Here is a 24,104-nt window from a genome sequence, read left to right as displayed (position 1 = left end):
GTATGGACGTGGAGAGCTTTCCCACCCGGTCTCGGGCAGGCGGGTCCCGTACCCGCAACGTGGTCCGACGGCCCCCGGCGACGCCGCAGGACCCGGCCGAGGGGGCGACCCCCCGGTGAACCCCTTCGCGCTGTTCGAGGACGACACGGACGAGCCGGACGAGGTCGAGTTCGTCACCGACACGCACCGGCGCCGGTTCGTGGCCCTGCTGATCGACACCTCACGCTCGATGGCCGCCACCCAGAGCAACGGGGTGGTGGCCATCGACGCGCTCAACCGGGAGTTGGCCCGCTGGCTGCCGACACTGCGCGCCGAGGGCCGTGGTCCGCTCCGGGACGTCGAGTTCGTGGTCGTCACCTTCGGCGCGGGCGGGGTGAGCGTGGTGTCCGGCGACGGCACGTCGTCGGCCGAGGACGGCGGGGCCTTCGTACCCGCGTCGCGGCTGGAGCTGGCACCGCTGGTGGCGGGAGGCGCGACGCCCATGGTGGAGGCGGTGGAGCTGGCGCTGACACTCGTGGAGCAACGGCGGCGGCACGTGCAGACGGTCCACGCCCAGCAGACCGGCGGCCCGCGGCTGATCCTGGTCAGCGACGGCGCGCCGACCGACGCCGAGGGCAACCCGACGGACGACTGGAAACCGCTCGCCCGACGGCTGGAACAGTGGCGCTCGACGGGACGGATGCGGCTGTTCGCGTTCGGCGTGCCGGGCGTCGACGACGAGGTGATGCGGGCACTCGCCACCCCCAGCGGCTACTTCCCCCTGGCGGACCTCGACCTGAGGAAGCTGCTCGACCTGATCCTCGTGGCCACCTCCGAACACGTCGACTTCGAGCAGGTGCGCAGCCAGGTGTACGGGGACGAGCTCTGGTGACGGCACGGTGGTCGGTCCTGGCCGGCAGCGTCGCGGGCGGGGCGCACGCCCGCGCCGGGGTGAGCGGCCAGGACGCGTACGCGGTGCGGGAGGTCGACGGTGTCCTGCTGCTCGTCGTCGCCGACGGGGCCGGCGGGCGACGCTGCGCCGCAGCCGGCGCGTCGTTGGTCGTCACGCTGGCGACGCAGGTGCTCGTCGCCCTCGTCCGGGACCGGCCACCGGGGACCGCCGTCGCCTGGTCCGCCCTGCTGGACGCCGCACGGGACCAGCTCCTGCGGCGGTTCCGGCGGGCGGCGCGGGCCCTGGCGAGGGCCGCCGGCGGGTTCCGCCCCGAGGACCTCGCCACGACGGTGACCGTGGTGGTCGCCCACCCGCCGTGGGTCGGCGTGCTCGCCGTCGGTGACGGTGTGGTCGTGGTCCGCACCGGCGGTGGCGACCTCGCACTGCTGGCCGCCCCGCCGGACGCAGCCGGTCGGCCACCCGGCGCGACGGCGCTGCTGCCGACGGCGCGGGCCGTGGCGGACACCCGCCGGCTGGTGGCGCGGCTGCCCGACCTGACCGGGCTCGCCGTGTGCACCGACGGCCTGGACAGCCTCCTCGTCGAGTACGACGGGACGCGGCCCAGCCGGCCGGGCGCCGCCGCGTTCGGGCAGCTCTTCGCGCTGGTCGAGGCGGCCGACCCGGACCCGACGGCGCTGATCCGGCTGCTCTGCGGCCGGCGGGTCGGCGCGCTCACCGACGACGACCGTACCCTCGTGCTGGCGGTGCCCCGATGAGCCTCGACGTGTGGCTGACCGCCCCGGACGGACGCCGCTCGGCCGCCAGCCTGGGCGCGCCGGTCGGATCGGCCGGCTCCCAGGGGCGGGTCTTCGGGCTGCGGGACCGGCCGGACACGGTGGTGAAGGTGCTGCACCGCGCGGACCGGGTGCACCTGGCCGACCGGTTGCGGGTCATGCTCGCCGACCCCGCCGGATGGGTCGGGGTGACCGGGCAGCCGCTGGTGGCCTGGCCGAGCGCCGCGGTGCACCGGCGCGACGACGGCCGGCTGCTCGGCTACGCCGCGCCCCGGCTCGCCCATCCGCGCTTCGCCCCGCTGCCGACCCTGTTCAACCCGGCCGTCCGGGCCCGGATGCTGCCCGGCGCGACGTGGTCCTGGTGGCTGACCGTGGCGGAGGAGCTGGCACGTGTCGTCCACGTCGTGCACCAGCGCGGGCACGTGGTCGGTGACCTCGCGCCGGCGAATGTCTTCGTCTCCGCTTCCGGGGGCGTCTGCCTCATCGACGCGGACGGCTGGCAGCTGCGCGACCCGGCGACCGGGGTGGACCTGACGTGCCCGTTCTCCCGGCCCGAGTACACGGCGCCCGAGCACCTGGACGAGCCGCCGCGCAGGCGGGAACCGGCCAGTGACCACTGGGCCCTGGCCGTGCTGGTGGCTCAGCTCACCTGCCTCGGCTTCCACCCCTTCGGGGGCGTGCCCCGCGAGGCCGCCGGGCCGGTCGAGGAGGTCGACAACGTCCGGCTCCACCGGTGCCGGCTGCTCGGCGCCGACGTTCGGGCGCCCGCCGCCGCCGTCGGGCCGGACGCCCTGCCGGCGGTGCTGCGCCGCCGGCTCGGCGAGGCCCTCGACGCCGGGCACACCGCGCCCGCCGCCCGCCCCGGCCCGCAGTCCTGGGCGGCGGCCCTCGCATACGCCAGGGACGGCCTGACGCCCTGCCCTGCCGTGGCGACCCACGTGTACCCGCGCGAGGCCCGGCACTGCCCCTGGTGCCGGATGGTCGAGGCCGGAGCGCCCGACCCGTTCCCCGGGGGTGGACGATGACGACGACGATCGGGATCAGCCGGGTCGCCGACCGCACCGCCGTGCTCGGCCCCGGCCTGCGCGCGGTCGTCTGGGTCCGGGGCTGCCCGCTGCGGTGCGCGGGTTGCGTCGCGCCCGAGGACCTGCCCTTCACCGGCGGGACCACCCGCACCGTCGACGACCTGGCCGGCTGGCTCGGCGGCCTGCCGCCGGAGATCACCGGCGTGACGTTCTCCGGCGGCGAGCCGATGGCGCAGGCGGCGGGGCTCAGCGCGCTGGTGGACCGGATCCGGGCCGGCCGCGACTGGTCGGTGATGTCGTTCAGCGGATACCCGATCGAGCACCTGCGCCGGCACGGCGACCCGGGCCAGCGGCGGTTGTTGGGGCAGCTCGACATCCTCGTGGACGGTCCCTACGTGGCGGCCCGCCACGCCGACCTCAGGTGGCGCGGCTCCGCGAACCAGCGGCTGCACCTCCTCACCGACCGGCACGCGCCGCCGGACCGGGACGTCTCGGCGGGGGTCGAGCTGCACCTGACCGGCGACGGCGTCGAGTGGATCGGTGTACCGCCGGTGGCCGACTTCCGCGCCGGGTTCGAGGCCGCCATGGCGGCCCGGGGAGTCGTGCTCGCGTCGCCCGACGGTGCCGCGCCACCGCCCGGTGATCCCGCGCCACCGCCCGACGGTGCCGCGCCACCGCCCGACGGTCCCGCGCCGACCGACGAGAGAGGCCGATGATGTCCGGAAGCCCGAAGTACACGACCGTCGCGCTCGACGCCGCCCGCCAGGCCCAGGTGGAAGCCGCCCGGCGGCGGCGCGAGGAGGAACGCCGACGACGCCGGGAGGAGGCCCGCCGGCGGCGGCTCGACGCCGGCATCGCCGCCGCGACCGCGCGCAGGGACGCCCTGACGGCGCGGCTGCGCCACCTCGCCGACACGTCCCGGGCGCTGCCCCAGGGCGCCGAGGTGACCGCGGAGGCCGCCCGGGTCGCCGCGCTTCCCCAGCCCGCGGACGAGGTCGGCCTCGCCCGGACCGGCGGGGAGCTGCGTCGCGCGGAGCGCCGCGCGGACACGTTGACCGCCGTCGTGGCGGGGGAGCTGACCCGCCGGGAGCACGGCCGCGCCCTGGACCTCATCCTCGAACCGCTGCGCGAGTTGGCCGACGGCGAACGCCTCGACCCGGCCGGGCACCGGTCCGTCGCGGCGCTGCGGGCGCAGGCGCAGGACCGCACCGGGGACGCCCGGAGATTCGCCGAGACCCACCGGCGGCTCGGCGAGGCCGTCGGGGCGCACCTGGAGACGGTCCGCGACCGGCAGGGCCAGCTGCTGCGGCTGGCCACGGAGACCGACGAGCTCGCCGGCCGGCTGACCGTCGTGCTCACCGACGCCGAGACGGCGGGGGTCGCGGTGACCGATGCGGCCGAGTTGCGCGCCGAGGTGGCCGACCTGCGCGGGGAACGGGACGCCGGGAACCTGAGCCGCTGGGAGCACCGGGTGGCCGGGCTGCGCCGACGCGTCGAAATGGTGACGGCCGACGTCGACGGCCGCCTCGACCAGCTGGAGCGGATGGCGGTCATCGTGGAGGCGGCCAGCGCCGCGCTGCCCGCCGCCGGCCTGCGGGTGGTGCCGGGCAGCCTGACGGAGCGGGACGCGACGGTGGTCTTCGTCGCCCAGCGCGCCGACGGGTCGGCCATCGAACTCACCGTGCACGCCGATGACGGCCAGGGCAACCGGCTGGAGTACCGCAGCGACGGGGTCGACACGGTCGTGGAGACCACGCCGGACGGCGAGAACTCCCGCTGCGACCTGACCGAGGAACTGCTCGAACGCTTCCACGCCCAGCTCGACAGGCAGGGCGTGGCCGCCGACGGCCTGCACTGGGAGGGCGAACCCGGCAGGCCCAGGCCACCCGCCCGGCAGGCCCAGGAGCGCGCCGGCCACGACGACCGGAGCCGGCAGTGAGTGACGGCCCGCCGGGTCGGCCCACGGCCCGACCGGCCGCGGCCTGGCTCGAGCGGGTCACCGCGGAGATCGCCCGGGGCCGGCACGTGATCATCCATGGCAACGTCCGCGACCTGGTCCGGTGGGACCGGTCGTTCCAGCCGTTGCGCCATGCGGTCACCGGGCTGCTGTCGGTCTTCGGTTACCAGCTGACCGGCTACTACGACCTGATCGACGGGTTGAGCTTCGCGGGCCCGGACGACGAGCGGGAGTTCCAGCGGCTGACCGCCGCGGGCGGCGACCGGTCCGCCGAGCCCGAGCCGCCGGCGTCGACCGGCCGGGCCGGCGCGGTCCGGAACCGGTTCGCCGCAGCGCTGCGCGACGCCCCGGCACCGACGTTGAGCAACCCGTACGACGCGCTGGCCGCGATCCGCACGGTGCTGCGGCAGGGCGCCACCTCGTCGGCGTTCATCGTCGACATGGTCGATCTGATGCTCGCCCCGCCCGACCGCGGTGGGGACGCCGAGCGCCGCCTGTTGGGGACCATGGCCAAGGCGATGACCGAGGCGGCCCAGACCGGCGCGGTGCGCAACCTGCTCGTGCTGGTCGCCGACGACCTGGGCACCCTGCCGGCCTGGCTCTACCGGGACCGGCCGTACGTCCAGGTGGTCGAGGCGGCGCTGCCTACCTTCGACGAGCGGCACGTGTACCTGCACCAGCAGGCCCGCCACTTCCACCAGGCGGCCGACGCCCGGCGGCCCTCCGACGACCTCAGGGTGTTGGCCAACCTCAGCGAGGGCATGGCGGTCACCGAACTGGACGGCCTGTGGCGGATGAGCAAGCTCCAGCGCATCCCGCTGGACGAGCCCCGGACGCTGATGAAGCGCACCCTCTTCGGCCCCCGTCGGGACCCCTGGCGGCAGGTCCGGGACCGGCTCACCCGGTTCGTCCCCGCGGTCGAGGACCGGGTCGTCGGCCAGCCCGTCGCGGTCGAACGGGTCCGCCGGGCGCTGACGGCCGCCACCGTCGGCATCGACTTCGTGGCCGACCCGCACAGCTCCGAGTCGCGCCCCAAGGGGATCTTCTTCTTCGTCGGGCCCACCGGCGTCGGCAAGACGGAGCTCGCCCGGGCGCTGAGCGAGTTCGTCTTCGACGACGAGACCGCGCTGGCCCGGTTCGACATGTCGACGTTCGCCGAGTCGCACTCCGCGGAGCGGCTGACCGGAGCGCCACCCGGGTACGTCGGCCACGAACGTGGCGGGGAGCTCACGAACCGGGTGAGTCAGCGCCCGTTCAGCGTGCTGCTCTTCGACGAGATCGAGAAGGCGCACGCCTCGGTGTTCGACAAGTTCCTCCAGGTGCTCGACGACGGTCGGCTCACGGACGCGTTGGGCAACACCGCCTACTTCTCCGAGACGATCATCATCTTCACGTCGAACCTGGGGGCCGCCGAGACGTACGGCTGGCTCGACGGCGGTGAACTGCCCGACTACGACACGGTCACCACGCACTTCGAACGCGCCGTACGCGAGCACTTCACCACCGGGCTCGGGCGGCCCGAGTTGCTCGGCCGGCTGGGCGGCGGCATCACCGTTTTCGACATCCTGCGACCGGAGTTCGTCGATCGCATCGTCCGCAAACTGCTGGCGCAGCTCACCGCCAGCGCCGGCCGTCAGGGCGTGCGACTGACCGTCGACGAAGCGGCCGTCGTGCTGCGGGTGCAGGAGGTGATGCGTCGGCCGGAGGCGCTGCGGCTCGGGGTGCGCAGCATCCGCGACGTCCTGGACCGCCTGGTGCGGGACCCTCTGGTGGGGCACATCTTCGACCATCCCGGGCAGGTTTCCCTGCACCTGTCGGTCGGGCCGCACGGCACGCTGATCCGGGACGCCTGACCGCACCGGGTCTCTCAGTCGGGAGCGCGGGCCCTCGCTGCCGGGAGCCGGATCCCTGCCGGTGGGCACGGCCGGCGACGGCGCGCCCGAGGGCTACGACGGCGCCGCGTCGCCGCCGTCGCGCAGTGGTGCCCAGAGCTGGGCGATGACGCTCGCGCCGCGCTGGCAGGCCGCGCCGACGACGCCGGTCAGGCCGTCCGCGAGCAGGCCGGCGACCAGCACGCCGGCCAGGGCGACGAGGATCGCCAGCCGCGCGGCACGGTGGGCCGGTGGGAGCTGCTGCTGTCCGCCGTCAGTCAAGGCCGCCCCATTCCCGTTCCAGGATCCAACTCGCCGGCCCGAAACCGCCCTCCCGGCCCGGGCTTCGACCGGAGACCAGGAAGAACCGCACCTCGCCGAAGTCGCGCTCGGCCGCCAGGACGAGGTTGCCCAGCCCGTTGTCCGCCAGCCACGCCCGCACCCCGTCCGGTTCCACCGGGCCGGCCGACAGCTTCCCGAGCAGGTCCGCCTTGGACACGACGAACGCCAGCCGCCGGCTGCGGGTGCGGACCCCGTAGTCCTGCAACCGCTGCACGGTGGCGTTGTACGCGTCCTCCGGGTCGTGCGTCGCCGGGTTCGCCGCGGCGAAGACGTCCGGCGCGCCCTCGGCGTACCCGTCGCGCACCCGCCGCACCGAGAAGGGGTCGAGGACGTAGATCAGCGAGCGGGCGTGGTCGAGGTAGGACAGCCGGGCGTTCTGCTCCCGGTCGACGAGGTTCTCGCCAGCCGCGTCGAAGAGGTGCACCAGCACGACCCGCGATCGGAGGGCCAGCCGGAGCGTGACGGCGACGGGCGGGCCGCCGGCGTCCGTCTTCGCCGGTGACCCGCCGTCCCGGATGAGCCGGGCGTACATCTCGTGCCGCTGCCGGTCGCGCTCGTCGGGAAGGGACACCTCGCCGCCGGCGTCCTCCCCGCCGTGGTGCAGCCCCACCAGCGCCGACATGATCAGCTGGGTCTTGCCGGCCGACGCGGGACCGAACACGGGCATCCGGACGTCGGTGACCACCCCGGCGCCCGGCAGCAGGGCCTCCCCGCAGCTCGGGCAGTGGGCCTCCAGCCGGCGGCTGGAGGCGGCACGCAGGACGGTGGTCGGCAGTTGCCAGCCGCAGCCGCAGCGCCGCCACAGCACGCCGAGCCGGCCAGGCCGCAGGTCCCGGTGCAGGTCGTCGCCCGCCAGCCGGTCCTCCGTCGGGTGCGGCCCGAGGCACCGGTACGCGGGCACGACCGCCAGCTCGTAGCAGTGCCGGCAACTGGCCCGGGAGCCCCGTACCGCCTGCCAGCCCGTGTCCACCCCGCGCAGCAGCCGGACCGCGGCCCCGCCGACCAGCCAGGCCGCCGCCGTGACCCCCGCCGCGACCAGCGCGACGCCCAGGACCCCGGCGGCGGCACCCAGCGACACGCCGAGCTGGACGGCGACGACCGGTACGTACAGCGGCCACCAGGCCCGGTGGGCCCGCGCCCACGGCAGCGGCCGGGTCCAGACCCGACCGGTGATCGTGAGGGTTCGCTCCGCCACGGCCTGGACGTCGAGCAGCACCTGGGCGGCGAAGTACTGCGGCCAGGCCCGGTCGCGGCGGACGAAGGCAGGAGCCACCCGCCCCGGCAGAGCGCCCCGGCGGACCTGTTCGGGGGTGCGCACCCGGGCCCAGGACGCCTGGCCGAGCAGGACGACGCCGGCGAGCCCGAGCGCCAGGGCCAGGCCGCCGACCAGTGCGGCGCCGAATCCGACGATGGCCAGCGGTGCGGAGACGAAGACCAGGCACGACACGCAGGCCGCCACGTAGATGAAGAGCCAGATGTACGGCATTGGTCACCGGCGCCCGAACGGGTGGGTCAGCCGGTAGCGGCGGCGCCGGTGGCGGTACGCCTCGACGTGTCGCTGCCAGCCGTCACGCCAGGCGCTGCCGAGTTGGCCGAAGTGCCGGCCGGCGCGTTCGATCTGCTCGTCCTGGGCCCGGGTCAGCCAGTGCCCGAGGGCTTGTTCGAGCCGCGTCGCCTGCGGGGTCGCTGGCCCGCCCGCGAGCAGGTAGTAGGACAGGACGGCGGGCGCCACGGCGTCCTCGTGGTGCAGCGCCTCGGCCAGCCGGGTGAAGAGGGGATCCAGCAGGGCCGGGTGCCGGTCGAGCACCGCGTCCAGGGTCCGGAAGGCGACCACCCGGGCCAGTGCCGACGTGACGTCGGCCTGCCGCATCTCCACGAGACGGGGCGAGCAGTCGCACAGGTGCCGCAGCAGTGTCGCGGTGCGCTCACGGTCCGGGCCCCGGCGCAACTCGGTGACGACGGCGGTCAGGGTGCGGTCGTCCTCCAGTTCCCCGCGCACCTGCGGGTTGGCCGTCATCAGCCCACGGGCGAGTAGCGCCCGGCAGAGGTCGAGCAGCCGTGGGGTCGGCACCGCGCTGCCGGTGACCTGCGCGACGAGCTGGCGGTACACCCACGCGGGCGGCCGGGAGCCCGCCGGCGCGAGGTCCCGCAGCAGTTCCAGCTCGGCGGTCGTGGGCGGGGCCTGGCTCCACAACGCCCCCGCCGTCCAGGAGAACCGCCCGGGATCGTGCCGAGCCTCCCGGAGGTGGCGCTCGACGAAGGCGGAACGGTTCTCGCCATGCCGTACCGTCGCGCCCAGCACCGCCTCCGCCAGTTGCGGCTGCAACGTGCCGACACGGGGGAGCAGCGACTCCCGCCAGGCGTCGCCGATCTCGGCCTGGACCGTCTCGCCGAGCAGGGCGCGTTCGCCCAGCACGGCGATGAGCCGGTCGTGCAGCACGGCGGCGCACGGCCAGCCGCGAGCACGGATCTCCCGGGGATGATCCGCCCAGTACCCGACGAACGGCTCGGCGGCGTCCTGGATGTCGTCCCACCGGACGTCGACGCGGAACCGGGCGGCCACCCGCAGCAGGGCGGCGAACCACGGCGGCGGCACCCCCGAGGTGAGGGCCTCGGTGAGGACCTGCCGAGCCTGCTCGTCGTGGTCCGCGTCCCACTCGCCGGCCGGCAGCACGGGCAGCGGCCGATCCGTCAGCACGCCCCGGGTCCGGGCGGCCCCGACCTCGCTGATCATGAGAGCGAGCCGGACCTCGGCGGCCCGGCCGGGCACGAGGCCGTCGCAGCCGACCTCGTCGAGCAGCACCAGCACCTCCTGCGGCCACCGCTCGGGGGTCTCGGCGAACAGGTCGGCGACGTCGATGCCGTACGCGCGGCGCATCCCCGCCGGCCCGGTGCGCAACCAGCCCACGATGGCCTCGGCGTGCCGGGGGTCCGGTCTGCGGTGCAGGATGGCGGCCAGTCCGAGCGCGGCGGCGGCCTCGTCCGACTGCCCGCCCGCGACGGTGATCCCGGACTCGGTCGCCACGCGCAGGGCGTCCACCACGTCCCGGGGGTCCTCCGTGAGGAACAGGTCCACCCAGCGGCGGGCGGCGGCGGTCGGCGCCACCGGAGTGTGCGCGTGCCGGGACAGGTCGAACACCGCGTAGCCGAGTTCGTTGTCGACCCGGGCGGCCGGGCCGGCGAACTCCGGCAGCACCGCGACGATCGGCAGCGCGGAACGCGCCGGATCGGTCGAGAACACCTTGAACCCCAACTCCAGTGCCCGCTCACGCGGCACGAGGAGGGTGCCCGCGACGATCCACGACACGACCGACGCCGTGTCGTCGCCGACGAAGAGCACCCGCCGCCGGCCGGGCCGCCCGGCCTCGGCGAGGGCGGAGACCAGGGCGAGCAGCGTCACCGGCCCGTCCGGCTGGGCGAGCACGAAGTCCCGCGCGTGGGCGGGGGAGAGGGCGGCACCCACCCCGTCGGTGAGCTCCACCGGCGCGCTGCGGGTCGTCGGCGCCGGCTCGGCCGACCAGAACGCCGCGCGGAACAGCTGCGCCGGCCGCAGGTCGTCGTAGCTGGCGGGGTCGGTGGTGACGACGGCGTGGGTGAGCTGGTTGCCCTCCCGGGTGCCGTTGGCCTCGCGACCCAGGTAGATCCCCGACGCCGTGGCCAGGAGGCCGCCGGACCGGATGTGCGCGAACGAGGGCGGGTACTGCGCGACGGGCCTCCGGTCGGCCATCCACGACGACGGCGGCTCGTAGAGCAGGTTGTTCCTGACCAGGTCCTCCCCGGCGGCGGCCTCGTCGGAGGACCGGGCCTGGAACTGCAACCCCGCGCCGCCCTTGAGCCCCTGACCGGGGCGGCAGTCGGTGTAGACCAACGTCTCGAACCGACCGGTCATCGGGCGGCCCTGGTGCGCGGCACCACGTTGAACTCGCTGAGCAGCCACAGCAGCGGCTCGTCCACCCGAAACGGCTGGACCCCGCGCGCGTCGACCTTGTTCTCGTCGTAGTCCGGCTCCGCCCCGAGCGCCGAGACGGTGAAGTAGCGGAAGTGGCGGTAGTTGAGGGTGAGGTGGGTGTCGATGTCGTCCGCCCCCCATTCGTGCAGCAACGCGCGGACGTGCTCGTGGGTGACCCGCCCGGCCTGCTCGTCGTAGGAGGGACCGGGCACCGGCCGGCGGACCAGCGGATGGTCCGGGCCCAGCACGTCGAAGAACGCGTCGATCTTCGCGAACGCCACCGCCACCGGGATCGTGATGTTCCGGCGGCCACCGAGCCGGTGGCTGATCCGCAGGTTCTCGGTCACCCGGCTGACCACGTCGATGGTGCTGGCGTGCGTGTCGACCGCCGACGCGGGCAGCCGGATCCGGTCCCGCGCCTGCGGGATCATGAACGGGTCGAGCAGCAGGATGAGGGCGTCGGCCGCGCCGAGGTAACGCAGGTTGTCGACCGTCTCCTGGTCGATCAGGTCCTCCCCGGCGGTGTCGAAGAAGGACAGGAAGGTGGTCTCGTGGCCGGTGATCCCCCGGTTCTGCCGCCAGGCGAACACGATCGGCTCGCGCCGGCCGAACTCCGCCTGGCCGGTGCGCTGGTAGAGCCCGCCGTCGGGGAAGAGCGCGCCGGCCGGGTCGAGGAAGTCCCGGCCGCCGCCGGTCTCGGCCCGGAACTGGCTGTCGCCGACCAGCCGGACGTCGGCGCCGAAGCGCTGCCCCATGCCGTGTCGCAACTGGTACGACAGCACCTTGAGGTACACGCTCTTGCCGGTGTGCCGCGCGCCCGCCATGGCGATGAGCGGGCTGCGCCCCTCGCCGAACGTCGCCGGCAGCCGGCTGTGGCAGGTCGGGCAGACCTTCACCGCGGACTCGGCGCCGCAGTGCGGACACGCCGAGGCGGTCACCGCCCGCAGGGTGCGACGGGTCCCCGGGAACGACGGCAGCACCAGCTCCTTGATGCCGATCTCCCGGTCCCTGGCCTCGTCCCACTGGGGCTTGCACGGGTCCTTGCCCGGCGACCGGCGTCCCGTGCACCGGAACCACGGCGCTCGCAGGTCGATCTTGGCGTAGCAGTACGGGCAGGAGGGGGTGGGCATGTCAGGACACCTTCATCTCGTGGATCGGGTCGGTGACCCGGGCCCCGGTCGGCTGGATCACGAAACAACGCAGCCAGTACGGCCTGGCCAGGCCGGAGGGCATCGTGAAGGGCAGCTGCCACGGCGCGTCCGGCCGCAGGGAGAGGCCGGTCACCCGGGCCAGCACGGTGCCCTGCTCCGGTCGTACCGGCATGGCCAGGCCCGGCGCGGCCACGAGGAGCAGCTCCACCCCCTCGCACGGCCGGTCGACGTCAACGCTCAACAGCCGTTTGCGGCTGAAGGGCCCGCCGGCGCGCTGGAGGTGGTACCCGACCGCCACGGGGACGCGGTCGACCGGCACGGACTCGGGGACGGAGAACGTCTCCCCGGCCGGGCCGCGCTCGACCGCCCGGACGGAGACCCGGCCGCCGCCGGAGGAGACCGGGATGCGGCAGCCCGAATCGGTGAACTGGCCACGGGTCAGCCGCCGGACCACCGGCGGGCCGTGCGGCGGCGTGAACGTGACCTCCGCCAGGTGCACCGAGGGCGGCCACACCCAGGCGACGGTGACCTCGTCCCCGGTGCGGCGGGCGACGAGCTGCCCGACCGGTTCGGTCACCCCGAGCAGGACCGGCTCGCCCACCACGGCGGTGCCGGTCGCCGCGTCGACGGTGAACGGCACGTACACGAACCGCCCGCTCGGGACGGTCACCTCCAGCAGGGTTTCCGCCCCCTGCTCCAGCCGGTCGCTGACCAGCGCCTCGCCGTACCCCTCCATCTCGTCGAGGCGGATCCGCGCTCCCGCCGCCCACGACGGGGCCAGCTCGGACCGGCGGACCGACACCGTGCCGCCAGCGGGGGTGAGCCAGGCGAGGTGGGCCGTCGCGGTCTCCGCGTCGACCGCGCTGACGTGGGCCCGCAGCCGCTCCACGTATGGCGGGGCCGCGTCGCGCAGCGCCGCGTGGGCCACCACGAGCGGCGAGGCGACCTCCCCGCCGTGTTCGTCGCGGTAGACCGCGACGATGCCGTAGTACCGGTCGGTCCTGCCGTCGCCGGTGTCGTCCGAGAGCCCGGTGTGGCCCGTGGTCACCGGCTCCCCGTCCTGCGGGGAGGCCGGCGGCCGGCCGAGGGTGCGCCGCGCCCGCACGCCCTCCGCGGCCGGGTGCGCCCGCCAGGCGCAGGAGATCGCGTCGGGGCGCACCCACACCCGCACGGCCACCACGGGCGGCACCACCAGGATCCGCACCGTCGTCGGTCGTGACCAGTCGCCGCCGACGCTGGCGAAGACGCCGTAGTACAGGGTCCGGGCGGGCGGCGGGGCCCCGTCCGTCGCTTCCGTCAGGGAGCCCTCCACGACCACCTCGCCGTCGGTCGACGAGCGGGGCGGCCGGTCGGAGCGGACCACCCGGTAACGCACCTCCGCCGCCAAGGTGGGCGGTGCCGCCCAGGTCAGGCGGACATCGGTGTCCACCGCCCGCGCCGACAGGTCGCGCGGGGGCGGCGGCGCGAGCGCGCCGAGCCGGTCGGCGAGACCGTCGTCGTCACCGGCGATGCGCAGGGCCGAGCGCAGCAGCCGGGCCGCCTCCTCCTCGCGCTCCGTCCGGGCCGCCTCGTCGGCCTCCCGCCGCAGCGACTCGACCTCGCCCCACAGGGCGTCCACCTGCCTACGCAGCTCGTCGTGGCGCGGGTCGTCGGCCGGCAGCACCGCCAGGGCCTGCCGGGCCGCGAGGAGCCGCCCGTCGGCGACCAGGTCACGGATCCTGTCCGCCGGGCCGGCCTCGGGGTCCGCGTCGAGCGGCAGGCTGGCAACCACCGACTGGGCGTCGCCCTGCTCCAGTCCGGCGTCGGTGGCGATCGGCACCAGCATGCCGTCCGCGATTCCCCTGGCCCGTCCGGCCCGGAGCCGCTCGACGACCTGGAACACCGCGAGCGCCCGCAGGTCCACGCCGTCGCTCACGGCCCGCTCCAGCAGACCCAGGGCCTCCTTGCGGGTCCGGACCGCGGTGGCGTCGGCCAACCGGTTCGCCTCCTGCGCGCGGGCGCGCACCGTGGTCGCGTCGAGCGCCACCGCCTCCGGGCCGAGCAGCCGGAACGGCGCGCCGTCGGGGTGCACCACCTGGACGACGGTGGGCACGCCGAGCAGGTCCTGGAGCCGGACCAGCGCGCGGTACGCCGTGCGTTCCATGCCGGAGCCGGTGGGCAGCTCGACCGGCTCCACCACCGCCAGGCCGGCGCGCCGGACCGCCTCGTCGATCTGGCCCGCGTCCAGGCCCGGCCAGTGCCCGGCGATCTCCTTGAGCTGGCCCCGGGTGATCCGGCCCAGCGCGCCGTACGCCCGGGCGAGGTCCCGGGCGAAGCGCTCGGACTCGACGCGGGACCCGCGGTCGTGCTCCTCGGCCCGCTCCCGCCACCACCGTGGCTCGAACATGTCCGCGCCGTGCTCGGCGCGCAGTTGCTCGTCCCGGCTGAACAGCTGCGCGCAGACCCGGGCCCCGGCATCGACGCCGCCCGAGCGCTGGTTCCACAGCCGCCGGATGGCCGTCAGGTGCTTTCGGAGCTGGGCCGGGGACATGCCCGGGGTGACCGCGTAGTGCCGGGCCAGGTCCGTGGGCGACAGCCCGCCGGGCTGGTCCCGCAGCGGCATGATCACGTCCCGCAGGTACGCGCGTTGGTCGAACGCCATCAGCTCAGCCCCGTACCGTGAGCGCCGCGACGACCTCCCGGGCCTGGTGCACCTCGTCCTCGCTGAGCACGCTGACCTGGACCTCGATGGTGAGTTCCTGCCCGGAGCCCGGCTCGACCGCGTGCAGCCTCAGCTCTCCCCCCACGCTCACGCCCATGCTGATGGCGATGGGCGAGTGCCTCGGCAGCGGCGGCAGGCCGCCGATGACCCCCGCGCCCCGGTCCACCGGCTTGTTCGCCGCCAGGTCGGGGCTCTCGGCGGCGCCGGCCTGCTCGTAGATCTCGATCTGCACGGCGGTCTGGCCGTCCTCGATGGTGCGGGCGTCCAGCTTGCGGCCCTCGATGGGCAGCGCCTCGTTCGCGTGGACCAGGTGCTCGACGTACATATTCTCCGGCTGCGACCGCCAGTCGGGCGCCGAGGTGTCCTGCAGCTTCACGCCGAAGGACTTCGGCAGGACGGTGACGATCCGCCTGTTGGCGCTGGCGGTCAGCGACTCCTCGTCCATCCCGAGCGCCAGCGCCAGCGCCGACGCCCGCTGCTGCTTCTCCTCGGCGGTCGGGGCCGCGCCCTGCCCGTCCCACGCCCACAGCGCCCGGCTGAGCGCGAAGCGGGCCGCGCCCTTGGCCACCGCCAGGTCGGGGTCGTGCAGGCGTGCCGTCCAGCCCCACCTCTCGGCCAGCCGCCGGGCCACGGCCGGCATCTTGCTGGAGCCCCCAACCAGCAGCACCTCGTCGACGGCCGCCGCCGGATCGGCGATCCCCAGCTTGTCGCCCAGGGTGTTCAGGGTGCGCTCGGTGTACTCGACGGTCCGGTCGAGCAGGTCCCGCGTGACGTCCTCGAACGTCTCCCGGGTGACCTCCACCGACGTGGACGCGCCCGCGTAGCGCATCGGCACCCGGCGCGACGTGACGGTCGACAACTGCTGCTTGACCTCCTCCGCGGTCAGCGCGAGATCCTGCATGAACTCCTCGTCCAGGGTCGGATCGTCGGCCGGCCCGGCGTGGCCCACGAACTCGTCGACCAGGTACTGGACCAGGCGCGCGTCCCAGTCGGCGCCGCCGAGCTGCTGGTCGCCGTCGGTGCAGAGCACCTCGACGGCGTCCGCGTCGATGCGGATGACCGTGGTGTCGAAGGTGCCGCCGCCCAGGTCGTACACCAGGACCGTCCGGGTGGTCTCACCGCCCAGGTCGTACTGCAGGGCGGCGGCGACCGGCTCGGGCACGACCTCGACGACGTCCAGGCCGGCGATCCTGCCGGCATTGCGGGTGGCGTCCCGCTCCAGCAGGCCGAAGTACGCCGGCACCGTGATCACCACCTGGTGGACCGGGCGCTTCGTGTAGTACTCGGCGTCCTGGGCCAGCTGCTTGAGGATCAGCGCGGAGATCGACTCAGGGGTGTACGTGGTGTCGTCGAACTCCCACTGCGCCTCCCTGCCCATGCTCCGCTTGACCCGTTCGACCACCCGGGACGGGTAGAGCCGGGACACGCGTTTGGCGGCCTCGCCCACCACCACCTCGCCGGTGCCCTCCTCGAAGTAGACGACCGACGGGGTGGTCTCGTCGTTCGTGATGACGTTGCGGACGACGGCGGGCCGACCGGTCTCGTCGATGTAGGAAACGACCGAGTACGTCGTACCCAGGTCGATGCCGAAGAAGGTCAGGTTCTCGTCCGACATGGTGCTCCTGTCCGCTGGTCCGCTCGGGCTGTCACGGGTTGGGCGTGGGCTGGCTGGTGCTCGCGTGCTCCGGCCCGGTTCCGGCCGGGGCGGGATCCGGGTCGGGGAGCCAGCGGTGGACCCTGACCGCGGCGGGCACGACCGTGCGCCCGGCCTCGACGTCGTGGTAGCCGTCCAGGACGACCTCGGCGACGGTTCCCTCCTGGCCGGGGTCGACGGCCGGCACCGTCCCGGTGGCCCGCTGCGTCGACGGATCGAACGGCGCACCGGGCACCGGGGCCAGCACGGTGACACCCCCCCGTTCGAGGGTCAGCTCCACGCTGGCGGCATAGCTGCGCAGCAGGTCCGCCGCCGCGGCGGCGTCGAACCCGGCGGGCAGTCCCGTGGCGGTGCGCAGCAGGTCGTGGCGCAGCCGCTGGAGGTCGGTCAGCAGCGGGCGGAGCAGAATCAGCCGCTCGCCGGCACGCAGCCGCTGGTTCTCCTCGTGCAGCCGGTCGATGACCTGCTCGCGGGCCGCCGCGCGATGGTGTTCGCGGGCGACCTCGGCCCGGAGCCCGGCCAACTCGTCGCCGAGCCGCTGCGCCAGTTCGTCGAGCCGGTCCGGGCCCGTGGCGGGTTCCGGGGCGACCGCCTGCGGACCCGCCCCGACGGCGGGTTCCTCCTCGGCGGGACCCTGCGCTTCCTCGTGCACCCCGTGCTCCCTCCGTGGTCCCGTCCGCTGCCGCGGCGGGCGTCTCGGTCATGTCTGACGGACCGCGTCGCCGGCGTCGGGCGGTCCCGTCCGTCAGGCACAGTCGACGGACGGCACGGGCGGAGGACGATCAGTGGGCAGTGTTCGACGTACGGCCGCGGGTTTCCTGGCGGCGCTGGCGGCACTGACCGCCGTGGTCCTGCCCGGCGGCCCGGTGACGGCGGCCCCGGCGACCGGCGAAGAGGTGTACGCGGCGCTCGGCGTCAACCGGGTGGCGGGCGACTACGTGGTGCTGGTGGACGTGTCCCGCTCGATGCGTGAGGGCGGGCGGTACGAGCGGGTGAAGGCATCGCTGCGGTCGTTCCTCGCCGCGCTCGCGCCGGACGACCGGATCGCGTTGGTGACCTTCGCGGACTCGGCGAGGGTGGTCCACGACGGCCCGGCCGGCCGTTCTCCCGACCAGGTCGTCGGCAAGCTGCCGCGCACCGCCGACGGGCGGCACACCGACATCGGCGCGGCGATCGAGACGAGCCTGCGGCTGCTGAAACGCCAGGGCACGCCGCAGATCGCCACGGTCGTCCTGCTCACCGACGGGCGGCACGAACCGCCGGCCGGCAGCGCGTACCCGTTCGAGCAGGGATACGCGTGGAACCAGCTGGCCGCGGCCGGCCGGTCGTTGCGGAAGACCTCCCTGAACGCGTACGCCGTGCCCCTGACGGGGTCGACCGGCGCGCCGCTGCTGGCCAGGGTCTACCCGGGTGCCCGGATTCTCGCGCCCGCGTCGATCGACCGGCTGGGCGAGCAGCTGGAGCAGCCCAAGTCCGCAGCCCGCGCGGCGAAGGCCCGCAGCGTGCTCGGCGACGACGTGACCCACGGCATCCAGGTGACCTGGCCCGCCGCCACCGGCCGGATCGCCGCCGGCCGGACCCGGCTGGAGGTCCGGCTCCGGTCGACCGCCGCGAGAATCCCGTTGGTGGTCGATCACCTCGCCGTGCGCAGTGACCGGCCGGACGTCCGGGTCTCGGTGCCGGCCGGCCCGGTCGAGCTGCCCGCCGGCGGCACCGCGACCGTGCCGGTGACCGTCGAGTGGGACGCCGGACCCCGCCGGGTGGCGCCGCTGTCCCAGGTCACGGCGGGCACGACGCTGACCCTCAGCGGCGACGTGGGTTCACCGTGGGCGGACGTGCTGACCGGTGACCTCGGGCTGACCTTCGCGCCGCGACTGGACGGCGGGGCGACCCGCGTGTCCCTCTCCGCCGAACGCGGCAGCCTCGGGTGGTGGGCCGCCGGCGGCGTCCTGCTGCTGGCCCTGGCCGGGGTCGGATGGTGGTGGCGCCGGCGGCGGCTGGCCCCGCCCCTCGCCGGGACGCTGCTGGTACGCGCACCCGACGGGGAGGAGCGCGAGCTGCCGCTGACGGGCCGGCGGGCCGCGCTCACCGCCGGATCGGCGGGACTGCCCGGGTACGGCGAGGTGACCGCGTCCCGTAGCTCCGCCGCGTCCGCCGAGATCCGACTGGTGATCCGCTACTCCCCGGACGGCTCGGCCGCCGGCCGGCAGACCGGCACCTGCGGCCCGGGCGAGACCGTGGAGCTGGGCGGTGCGGCGTTCACCTGGCGGCACGCCGCGCCCGTGCGACTCGGCGGGGTGGCGAGCGTCCCGGGGACGGCCCGGTGACCGGCGCGGACGCCCGGCGCGAGGGCGCGGTCGACGAGTTGCGGGAAGCCGATCTGCTCGCCCACGGCGAACTGGTCCCGACCGGGGACCGGGCCCCGGACGGAGAGCCGGCCCCCGCCCCGATCCCGGTGCGCTGCGGGCGGCCCCTGCTGTACCCCGTGCCCGTTCAGGACCTGCCGGTGTACCTGCGCCGCCGGGCCGAGGCGACGGGCGGGTCGTACGTCGGGGCGCTGTTCGCCTTCGACCTCGACGCCCTGCCGAGGGGACAGCGGTACACGGCCGCGTGCTTCGAGGTGACGCTGGCCGACGTGCGGGCGCTGGCCGCGCGGCTGGACGGCGACGGCGGCGCGCTCGGCCTGACCTACCCGGCCGACGACGCCGAGCCGGCCTCGGCGACCGCGGCACACGTCGTGGCGGCGACCCGGACCCGGCCGGGCTGGCTGCGCCGGCTGGCGAGCCGGGCGGCAACGCCCCGCGCCCACGTCTTCGGGATCCACCGCCACGAGTTCGGCTGGACGTACGAGGACCCGCGCGGCGAACTGCTGGTGCCCCGCGCCCACGGCATGCACGCGCTGCTGGAGCTGCCGGCCGGGACGACGCGGGTCGCCGGAACCCTCGACGTCCGGGTGCGGGTCGCCGGCGGCCGGGAGCGGTACAGCGCCGGCCTGCGCGAGTCGGTGAGGTTCGACGAGGCGCTCTCCCCGGGCTGCCCCGTGGACGGCGCGGCGGTCCGGCTGTGCATGGCCGCCGACGTGTCCGGCTACAGCAGACGCAGCACCGCCGCCGCCGAGCAGGTCCAGCGGGACCTGGTCGCGCTGCTGTCACTGGCCCGGCGGGCGGCCGGTGTGTCGGACTCCGACGTCACCCCCCAACCGCAGGGCGACGGCCAGTTCACCGTGCTGCCGGTCGGCATCGACGAGGCCGTGGTGATCTCCCGTCTGGTGTGCGGCCTGGAGCGGCACCTGCGGGAGCTGAACACCGGCCGGGAACCGGCGGACCGGCTGCGGCTCCGGGTCGCGCTGCACCGGGGACTGGTCAAGGCGGCGGCCAACGGCTGGGTCGGCGTGGCGGCCGTCGCGGTGCACCGCATCCTCGACAGCCCGCCCCTGCGGGAGGCGTTGGCCGCCCGACCGGCCGTCGACTTCGTCCTCGGGCTGCCCGACGTGCTGTTCCAGGACGTCATCGCGCACGCGACCCAACCGCCCATGCCGGCGGACTTCGCCCCGGTCACGGTGGACCTGCCGGCCAAGGACTTCGTCGAACACGGCTGGCTGTACGTCGGCCCGGGAGAGGCCGGATGAGCACCCTGTACGCCCTGCTGGTCGGCATCGACAGGTACCGCTCACCGGCGGTGTCCGACCTGCGCGGGTGCCGGGCCGACATCGGTGACGCCCTGGCCTATCTGCAGACCCGCACGGCCCCCGGAGTCGACCTCGACGCGCTCGTGCTGTCCGACGGGCAGGCCACCCGGGAGGCGGTGATCGGGGCGCTGCGGTCCCATCTCGGTCGGGCCCGCTCCGGAGACACCGCCCTGTTCTGGTTCAGCGGCCACGGGTCGCAGGCTCCCGCCCCGCAGTGGTGGTACGCCGAACCGTCCCACATGGTGCAGACCCTGGTCTGCGCGGACAGCCGCCACGACGGCGTGCCCGACCTGCTGGACAAGGAGCTGTCGATCCTGCTCGACGAGGTCGCCCGCCGGGCGGGACACGTGGCCGTGGTGCTCGACAGCTGTCACTCCGCGGGCGCCACCCGGAGACTTGAGGATCGGGAACCGGGCGCGCGGGCCCGCGCGGTGGAGCCGATGCCGGCCCAGCCGGAGCGGGAGCTGCTGCTGCCGGAGCTGGCGGGCGACGAGCCCCCGTCGCCGCCCGCGCCGGACCACGTCGTGCTGGCCGCCAGCCGGTCACACGAGGCGGCCCAGGAGATGGACCTGGGCGGCCGGCGGCGGGGGCTGTTCAGCTGGGCGCTGCTGCGCGCGCTCGGCCGGCTCGGCCCGACGGCGACGTACCGGGACCTGCTGATCGCCGCCCAGGTCGAGGTGGAGCAGAACGCGTACCAGCAGGTGCCGCAGCTCGTTCCGCCCGGTCGCGGCATCGCCGACCGGCCCTTCCTCGGTGGACGCCTCGCGCCGCCGCCGTCCGGCCTGGTGCTGCGGTACGCCCGCGACGGGTGGGAGGTCAACGCCGGAAGCTGTCACGGTCTGTTCCCGCCCCCCGACGCCACGGCGGGCGCGGTCCGCGTCGCCGTCGTCGGCGGGTCGCCGGCGCGGGAGGCCGAGGTCGTCCAGGTGCTCGCCGAACGGAGCCTGGTGGAGCCGGTGGGGTGGCGGCCCGAGCCGGACAGGCAGTACCGGGTGGTGCTCAGCCGGGTGCCGCTGCCCGCCACCACCGTGGCGGTGGGCGGCGCGGACCAGGACGGTGCCACCGTTGCCGCCGTGCTCGCCGCACTCGACACGGCCGGGCCGGACGGCGGACCGTCGGCGCACCTGCGTCCGGTCGACCCGGCGGGCACCGACACGGTCCCGGAACTGCGGGTACGCACGCCGCGCCCGGGCGTGGCCCGGGTGGAGGACCGGCACGGCGCCCGGTTGACCGGGGACCTGACCGGCGTCGTCGGCGGCGGGGCGCGGCGGGCCGTCCGGGAGCTGGAACACATCGCCCGGTGGCGGCAGCTGCGCGACCTCACCAACCCGGTGACCGGGTTGGCGGGCGCGATGGCCGTCGAGGTGGTCGCGGCCCGACCGGGGGAGGCGAGAGCGCCCCTCACCCGTGCGCCCATCGAGGCGGACGGGGACGGCGTGGTCAGGCTCCGCTACGAGCCAGGCCCGGCCGGGTGGGTGCCGCCCACATTCTTCGTCCGGCTGCACAACCGCAGCGACCGGCGGCTGTTCTGCGTCCTGCTGAACCTGACCGAGCGGTTCCGGGTCCACGCCGACCTGTTCCCGGGCGACCACGTCGCCCCGGGCGGGCGTACGGCGGCCCTGCGGGGACGCCGGGTGGTGGCGTCCCCGCCGGCTGGCTCCGTGCCCGAACCGGGCTGGCGGGCGCGGGACTGGCTGAAGCTGGTGGTGGCGGAGGAGCAGTTCAGCCCGGAGCCGTTCGAGATGCCGGCGCTGGACGACCCGCGCGGCGCGGACCGGGGGCCGCTCGCCGTCCAGGGCTTCCTCGACCGGGTCGGTCACGCCGTCCAGCACCGCGACCTGGTGGCGTCCGCCGAGGACGGCGCGTACGACTGGGCGACCGTCACTGTCCCCCTCGCGATCGAGGTTCCCGGACCCGGGGACTGAGCCGGCGGCGCGGGCCGGCTCAGATCCCGTGGAACACCATGCTGGCTCAGATCCCGTGGTACACCATGGCGCTGCGGTACGCCGGGTCCGCGAGGGCCGGGCCGGTGACGTCCATGGGGGCCGGTGCCAGCCCGGCCGGCGTCGTGCGGTCCGGGGACGCCAGCCACCGGCGCACCGCGCGGACGGCGGCGGCCGGCCGTAGCCCGCCGCGGACCAGCCCGGTGTGCAGGACGGCCAGCATCAGCGTGGCGACCGGGCGGGGCACCGGCCGGGTCCAGCCCACCACCCCGGTGAAGCCGGCCGCCAGGAACGCCTCGGCGAGCGGTACGGACCCGTCGCCGGTGGGCGGCAGGACGACCAGGCCGCCCTCGGTCGCGGCGCGCGTCGTCCGCCCGGTGATCGCGGCGGGGCCCAGGTCGGCCGGCCCGGCCAGCTCCAGCGCCCCGGCGGCGCTGACGCCGCAGGTCAGGTGCAGCATCGACGCGTCGAGGCGGCGGCGCACCTCCTCCGGCGTGCCGGGGCCGTCGCTGCCGCCGTCGGCGCGGCCCAGGACGACCGCCCGGGGGTAGAGGCGGCGGCACAGGCGCACGAGGCACGCCTCCTCGTGGCCGCCCCGGGGGTCCACCACGAGCACCGGGGCCTCGGTGACCCGGAGCGGGACCCGCCCGGCCAGCTCGCCCGCCTGCCGGGCGGAGGCGACGTGGGAGATGACGGCGTCGTCGTCGGGCAGGGGCTCGGCGCCGACGACCACGACCCGGGGCGGCAGGGCCCCGTCGGGGCGGCCGTCGCGGAACCTGCCGTCGTCCGTGTGCAGCAGCAGGCGCGTCCCGTCCGGCCGGGACCAGGCCAGCGCCTGGACCCGGACGCCACGCAGCGCCTGCGCCACCGGGACGAACCGGTCCTGGAGGGCGTCGCCGACCCGCCCCTCGGGGTAGCGCCCGTCGAGGAGTCTCGCCAGGTCGACGGCGAGTGGAACGGCGCCGGACGGGTCGGCGGGCAGGTCGTCCGCGGCGGCCGACAACGCCACGGCGGCGGCCCGGACGTCGTCGTCGGCGTCCCCCCACCCGTCGTCGGCGTCGTCGCGACCGCGCAGGTACAGCGCCACGGCCAGCACGGTCCGGTCGGCGGCGGTGGCGGCGGCGCCCGCCGCGTGGGTGACGGAGGTGGCCAGCCCCACCAGGTCGTCGACCAGCCCGGCCGGTGGCGGCGGCGCGTCCAGGCGCAGCAGGGCCGCGAGGGCGGCGTACGGGTCGCCGCCGCCCGCCACCCGTTCCCGCAGGGCGCGTCGCAGCGCCGCCAGGTCGACTGGTGCCGCCGACCGCCTGGCGCGCTCGCCGTCGCCGGGCCCGGGCTCCGGCCCGGGCTCTGGCCCGTGCAGGACCGTGACGGGGAAGTCCAGCGGGTCCACGGTGGCCGTCGCCCGCCCGTCGAGGAGGTTCGGCAGCCGCGGCAGCGTGCCGGCTTCCATTCCGTCCGCCATCCTTCGCTGCACCTCCTGCAGTGTGGCCAACGCCCGCATGAGCGGCCCGAAGTCGATGCCGGCGCCGGTGCCGGCACCGAGCCCGACGAACAGGTCCCGCACCGTCTCGGCACACGCCAGCATGGCCCGAGCTCCCTCGGCCACCTCCGCGCCGAGCAGGTCATCGGCCAGCACCTGCTGAAAACAGTCGATGGCCCGTTCCGCCTCCGTGAGGGCGGGCCGGTGGCCCCCTCCCGCCAGCAGCGTCGACATGTCGAGCGACTGCAACCCGCGGACCACCGAGGTCAGGTGGAGCTGGCCCAGGGTCATCCGTGCGATGCACGTGAACATGGGTGGCAGGTTGGTCGCCGCGAGTGCTTCCTCCAGCAGCCCGGCCGCCCGCGGCCGGTCGCTCTCCGGCCCGCCGTGCGCGATCTGCCGTGTGCCGATGAACCATCCCAGCTGGCTGGCGACCTGTGCCCGCATGGGGTCGCCGGGCCGGAGATAGCCGTACGCCTCGGTCAGGCAGTCGATCGCCTCGTCGAGCGCGGGCAGGGCGGCCGGCCGCCCGGGTCCGGCACGCCAGTACCGGTCGGCGAGGATCTGGAAGAGCTCGATCAGCGGGCGCGTACGGGCGGCTCCGGTCAGCCGGGACAGCCGGGCCCTCAGCTCCTTCTCGGTGTCCTCTTGCACGGTCTCCCTCTCCTGCCCGGGGCC

At 75.6% G+C, this 24,104-nt stretch carries 17 protein-coding genes; 9 read left to right on the top strand and 8 right to left on the bottom strand.

Annotated features, from left to right (window positions below; translation table 11 throughout):
* Nucleotides 1-115 precede the first annotated feature (115 nt).
* From ACH4T9_RS19675 to ACH4T9_RS19650, 6 genes are read left to right on the top strand one after another with little or no spacing between them, the layout of a single operon-like run.
* Nucleotides 116-871 (top strand): hypothetical protein, encoded by a 756-nt coding sequence (locus ACH4T9_RS19675; protein ID WP_396673139.1) that lies wholly within the window; start codon nt 116-118, stop codon nt 869-871.
* On the top strand, nt 868-1,647 hold the full coding sequence (locus ACH4T9_RS19670; RefSeq protein ID WP_396673138.1) for a protein phosphatase 2C domain-containing protein: 780 nt from the start codon (nt 868-870) through the stop codon (nt 1,645-1,647). Before ACH4T9_RS19675 ends, ACH4T9_RS19670 begins: the two co-directional genes overlap by 4 nt.
* Nucleotides 1,644-2,690 (top strand): hypothetical protein, encoded by a 1,047-nt coding sequence (locus ACH4T9_RS19665; RefSeq protein WP_396673137.1) that lies wholly within the window; start codon nt 1,644-1,646, stop codon nt 2,688-2,690. The genes ACH4T9_RS19670 and ACH4T9_RS19665 overlap by 4 nt, the downstream gene beginning before the upstream one ends.
* A complete protein-coding gene (locus ACH4T9_RS19660; protein WP_396673136.1) occupies nt 2,687-3,406 on the top strand; it encodes a 4Fe-4S single cluster domain-containing protein in 720 nt (239 codons plus the stop codon). Before ACH4T9_RS19665 ends, ACH4T9_RS19660 begins: the two co-directional genes overlap by 4 nt.
* A complete protein-coding gene (locus tag ACH4T9_RS19655; RefSeq protein WP_396686851.1) occupies nt 3,406-4,629 on the top strand; it encodes a hypothetical protein in 1,224 nt (407 codons plus the stop codon). The genes ACH4T9_RS19660 and ACH4T9_RS19655 overlap by 1 nt, the downstream gene beginning before the upstream one ends.
* Nucleotides 4,626-6,500, top strand: coding sequence for an AAA family ATPase (locus tag ACH4T9_RS19650; RefSeq protein WP_396673134.1), 1,875 nt, complete (start codon nt 4,626-4,628; stop codon nt 6,498-6,500). Before ACH4T9_RS19655 ends, ACH4T9_RS19650 begins: the two co-directional genes overlap by 4 nt.
* A gap of 93 nt (nt 6,501-6,593) precedes the next feature.
* On the opposite strand, the gene ACH4T9_RS19645 is transcribed toward ACH4T9_RS19650, so the two are convergent.
* From ACH4T9_RS19645 to grpE, 7 genes are read right to left on the bottom strand one after another with little or no spacing between them, the layout of a single operon-like run.
* Complete coding sequence (locus ACH4T9_RS19645) at nt 6,594-6,800, bottom strand: hypothetical protein (RefSeq protein WP_396673133.1); 207 nt, start codon at nt 6,798-6,800, stop codon at nt 6,594-6,596.
* Nucleotides 6,793-8,346, bottom strand: a complete 1,554-nt coding sequence (locus ACH4T9_RS19640) for a hypothetical protein (protein WP_396673132.1) — start codon at nt 8,344-8,346, stop codon at nt 6,793-6,795. Before ACH4T9_RS19640 ends, ACH4T9_RS19645 begins: the two co-directional genes overlap by 8 nt.
* A 3-nt stretch (nt 8,347-8,349) precedes the next feature.
* A complete protein-coding gene (locus ACH4T9_RS19635) occupies nt 8,350-10,749 on the bottom strand; it encodes a GTPase-associated protein 1-related protein (protein WP_396673131.1) in 2,400 nt (799 codons plus the stop codon).
* On the bottom strand, nt 10,746-11,939 hold the full coding sequence (locus tag ACH4T9_RS19630) for a hypothetical protein (protein ID WP_396673130.1): 1,194 nt from the start codon (nt 11,937-11,939) through the stop codon (nt 10,746-10,748). The genes ACH4T9_RS19635 and ACH4T9_RS19630 overlap by 4 nt, the downstream gene beginning before the upstream one ends.
* Before the next feature lies 1 nt (nt 11,940).
* Nucleotides 11,941-14,601, bottom strand: coding sequence for a hypothetical protein (locus tag ACH4T9_RS19625; RefSeq protein WP_396673129.1), 2,661 nt, complete (start codon nt 14,599-14,601; stop codon nt 11,941-11,943).
* A 4-nt stretch (nt 14,602-14,605) separates the two neighbouring features.
* Complete coding sequence (locus tag ACH4T9_RS19620; RefSeq protein ID WP_396673128.1) at nt 14,606-16,276, bottom strand: Hsp70 family protein; 1,671 nt, start codon at nt 16,274-16,276, stop codon at nt 14,606-14,608.
* A 31-nt stretch (nt 16,277-16,307) separates the two neighbouring features.
* Nucleotides 16,308-16,967, bottom strand: a complete 660-nt coding sequence (gene grpE / locus ACH4T9_RS19615) for a nucleotide exchange factor GrpE (protein WP_396673127.1) — start codon at nt 16,965-16,967, stop codon at nt 16,308-16,310.
* A gap of 133 nt (nt 16,968-17,100) precedes the next feature.
* Between grpE and ACH4T9_RS19610 the strand changes: the two genes are divergently transcribed.
* From ACH4T9_RS19610 to ACH4T9_RS19600, 3 genes are read left to right on the top strand one after another with little or no spacing between them, the layout of a single operon-like run.
* Nucleotides 17,101-18,642: a VWA domain-containing protein gene (locus tag ACH4T9_RS19610; RefSeq protein ID WP_396673126.1), complete on the top strand. Its 1,542-nt coding sequence runs from the start codon at nt 17,101-17,103 to the stop codon at nt 18,640-18,642.
* Complete coding sequence (locus ACH4T9_RS19605) at nt 18,639-19,943, top strand: hypothetical protein (protein WP_396673125.1); 1,305 nt, start codon at nt 18,639-18,641, stop codon at nt 19,941-19,943. Before ACH4T9_RS19610 ends, ACH4T9_RS19605 begins: the two co-directional genes overlap by 4 nt.
* Nucleotides 19,940-21,928, top strand: a complete 1,989-nt coding sequence (locus ACH4T9_RS19600; RefSeq protein ID WP_396673124.1) for a caspase domain-containing protein — start codon at nt 19,940-19,942, stop codon at nt 21,926-21,928. Before ACH4T9_RS19605 ends, ACH4T9_RS19600 begins: the two co-directional genes overlap by 4 nt.
* Before the next feature lie 46 nt (nt 21,929-21,974).
* On the opposite strand, the gene ACH4T9_RS19595 is transcribed toward ACH4T9_RS19600, so the two are convergent.
* Nucleotides 21,975-24,080 carry a CHAT domain-containing protein gene (locus ACH4T9_RS19595; RefSeq protein ID WP_396673123.1) on the bottom strand — a complete coding sequence of 702 codons (2,106 nt, stop codon included), beginning with the start codon at nt 24,078-24,080 and terminating at the stop codon, nt 21,975-21,977.
* Between the last annotated feature and the right edge of the window lie 24 nt (nt 24,081-24,104).

This window comes from Micromonospora sp. NPDC020750, assembly GCF_044334565.1.
Classification (GTDB): domain Bacteria; phylum Actinomycetota; class Actinomycetes; order Mycobacteriales; family Micromonosporaceae; genus Micromonospora.
This window is presented reverse-complemented; position numbering and strand designations above follow the sequence as displayed.

Bases quoted from the DNA above. Each gene is read 5' to 3' on its own strand.
- ACH4T9_RS19665 (WP_396673137.1), top strand. From the start codon at position 1,644: ATGAGCCTCGACGTGTGGCTGACCGCCCCGGACGGACGCCGCTCGGCC.
- ACH4T9_RS19660 (WP_396673136.1), top strand. From the start codon at position 2,687: ATGACGACGACGATCGGGATCAGCCGGGTCGCCGACCGCACCGCCGTG.
- ACH4T9_RS19655 (WP_396686851.1), top strand. From the start codon at position 3,406: ATGTCCGGAAGCCCGAAGTACACGACCGTCGCGCTCGACGCCGCCCGC.
- ACH4T9_RS19640 (WP_396673132.1), bottom strand. From the start codon at position 8,346: ATGCCGTACATCTGGCTCTTCATCTACGTGGCGGCCTGCGTGTCGTGC.
- ACH4T9_RS19635 (WP_396673131.1), bottom strand. From the start codon at position 10,749: ATGACCGGTCGGTTCGAGACGTTGGTCTACACCGACTGCCGCCCCGGT.
- ACH4T9_RS19630 (WP_396673130.1), bottom strand. From the start codon at position 11,939: ATGCCCACCCCCTCCTGCCCGTACTGCTACGCCAAGATCGACCTGCGA.
- ACH4T9_RS19625 (WP_396673129.1), bottom strand. From the start codon at position 14,601: ATGGCGTTCGACCAACGCGCGTACCTGCGGGACGTGATCATGCCGCTG.
- ACH4T9_RS19620 (WP_396673128.1), bottom strand. From the start codon at position 16,276: ATGTCGGACGAGAACCTGACCTTCTTCGGCATCGACCTGGGTACGACG.
- ACH4T9_RS19600 (WP_396673124.1), top strand. From the start codon at position 19,940: ATGAGCACCCTGTACGCCCTGCTGGTCGGCATCGACAGGTACCGCTCA.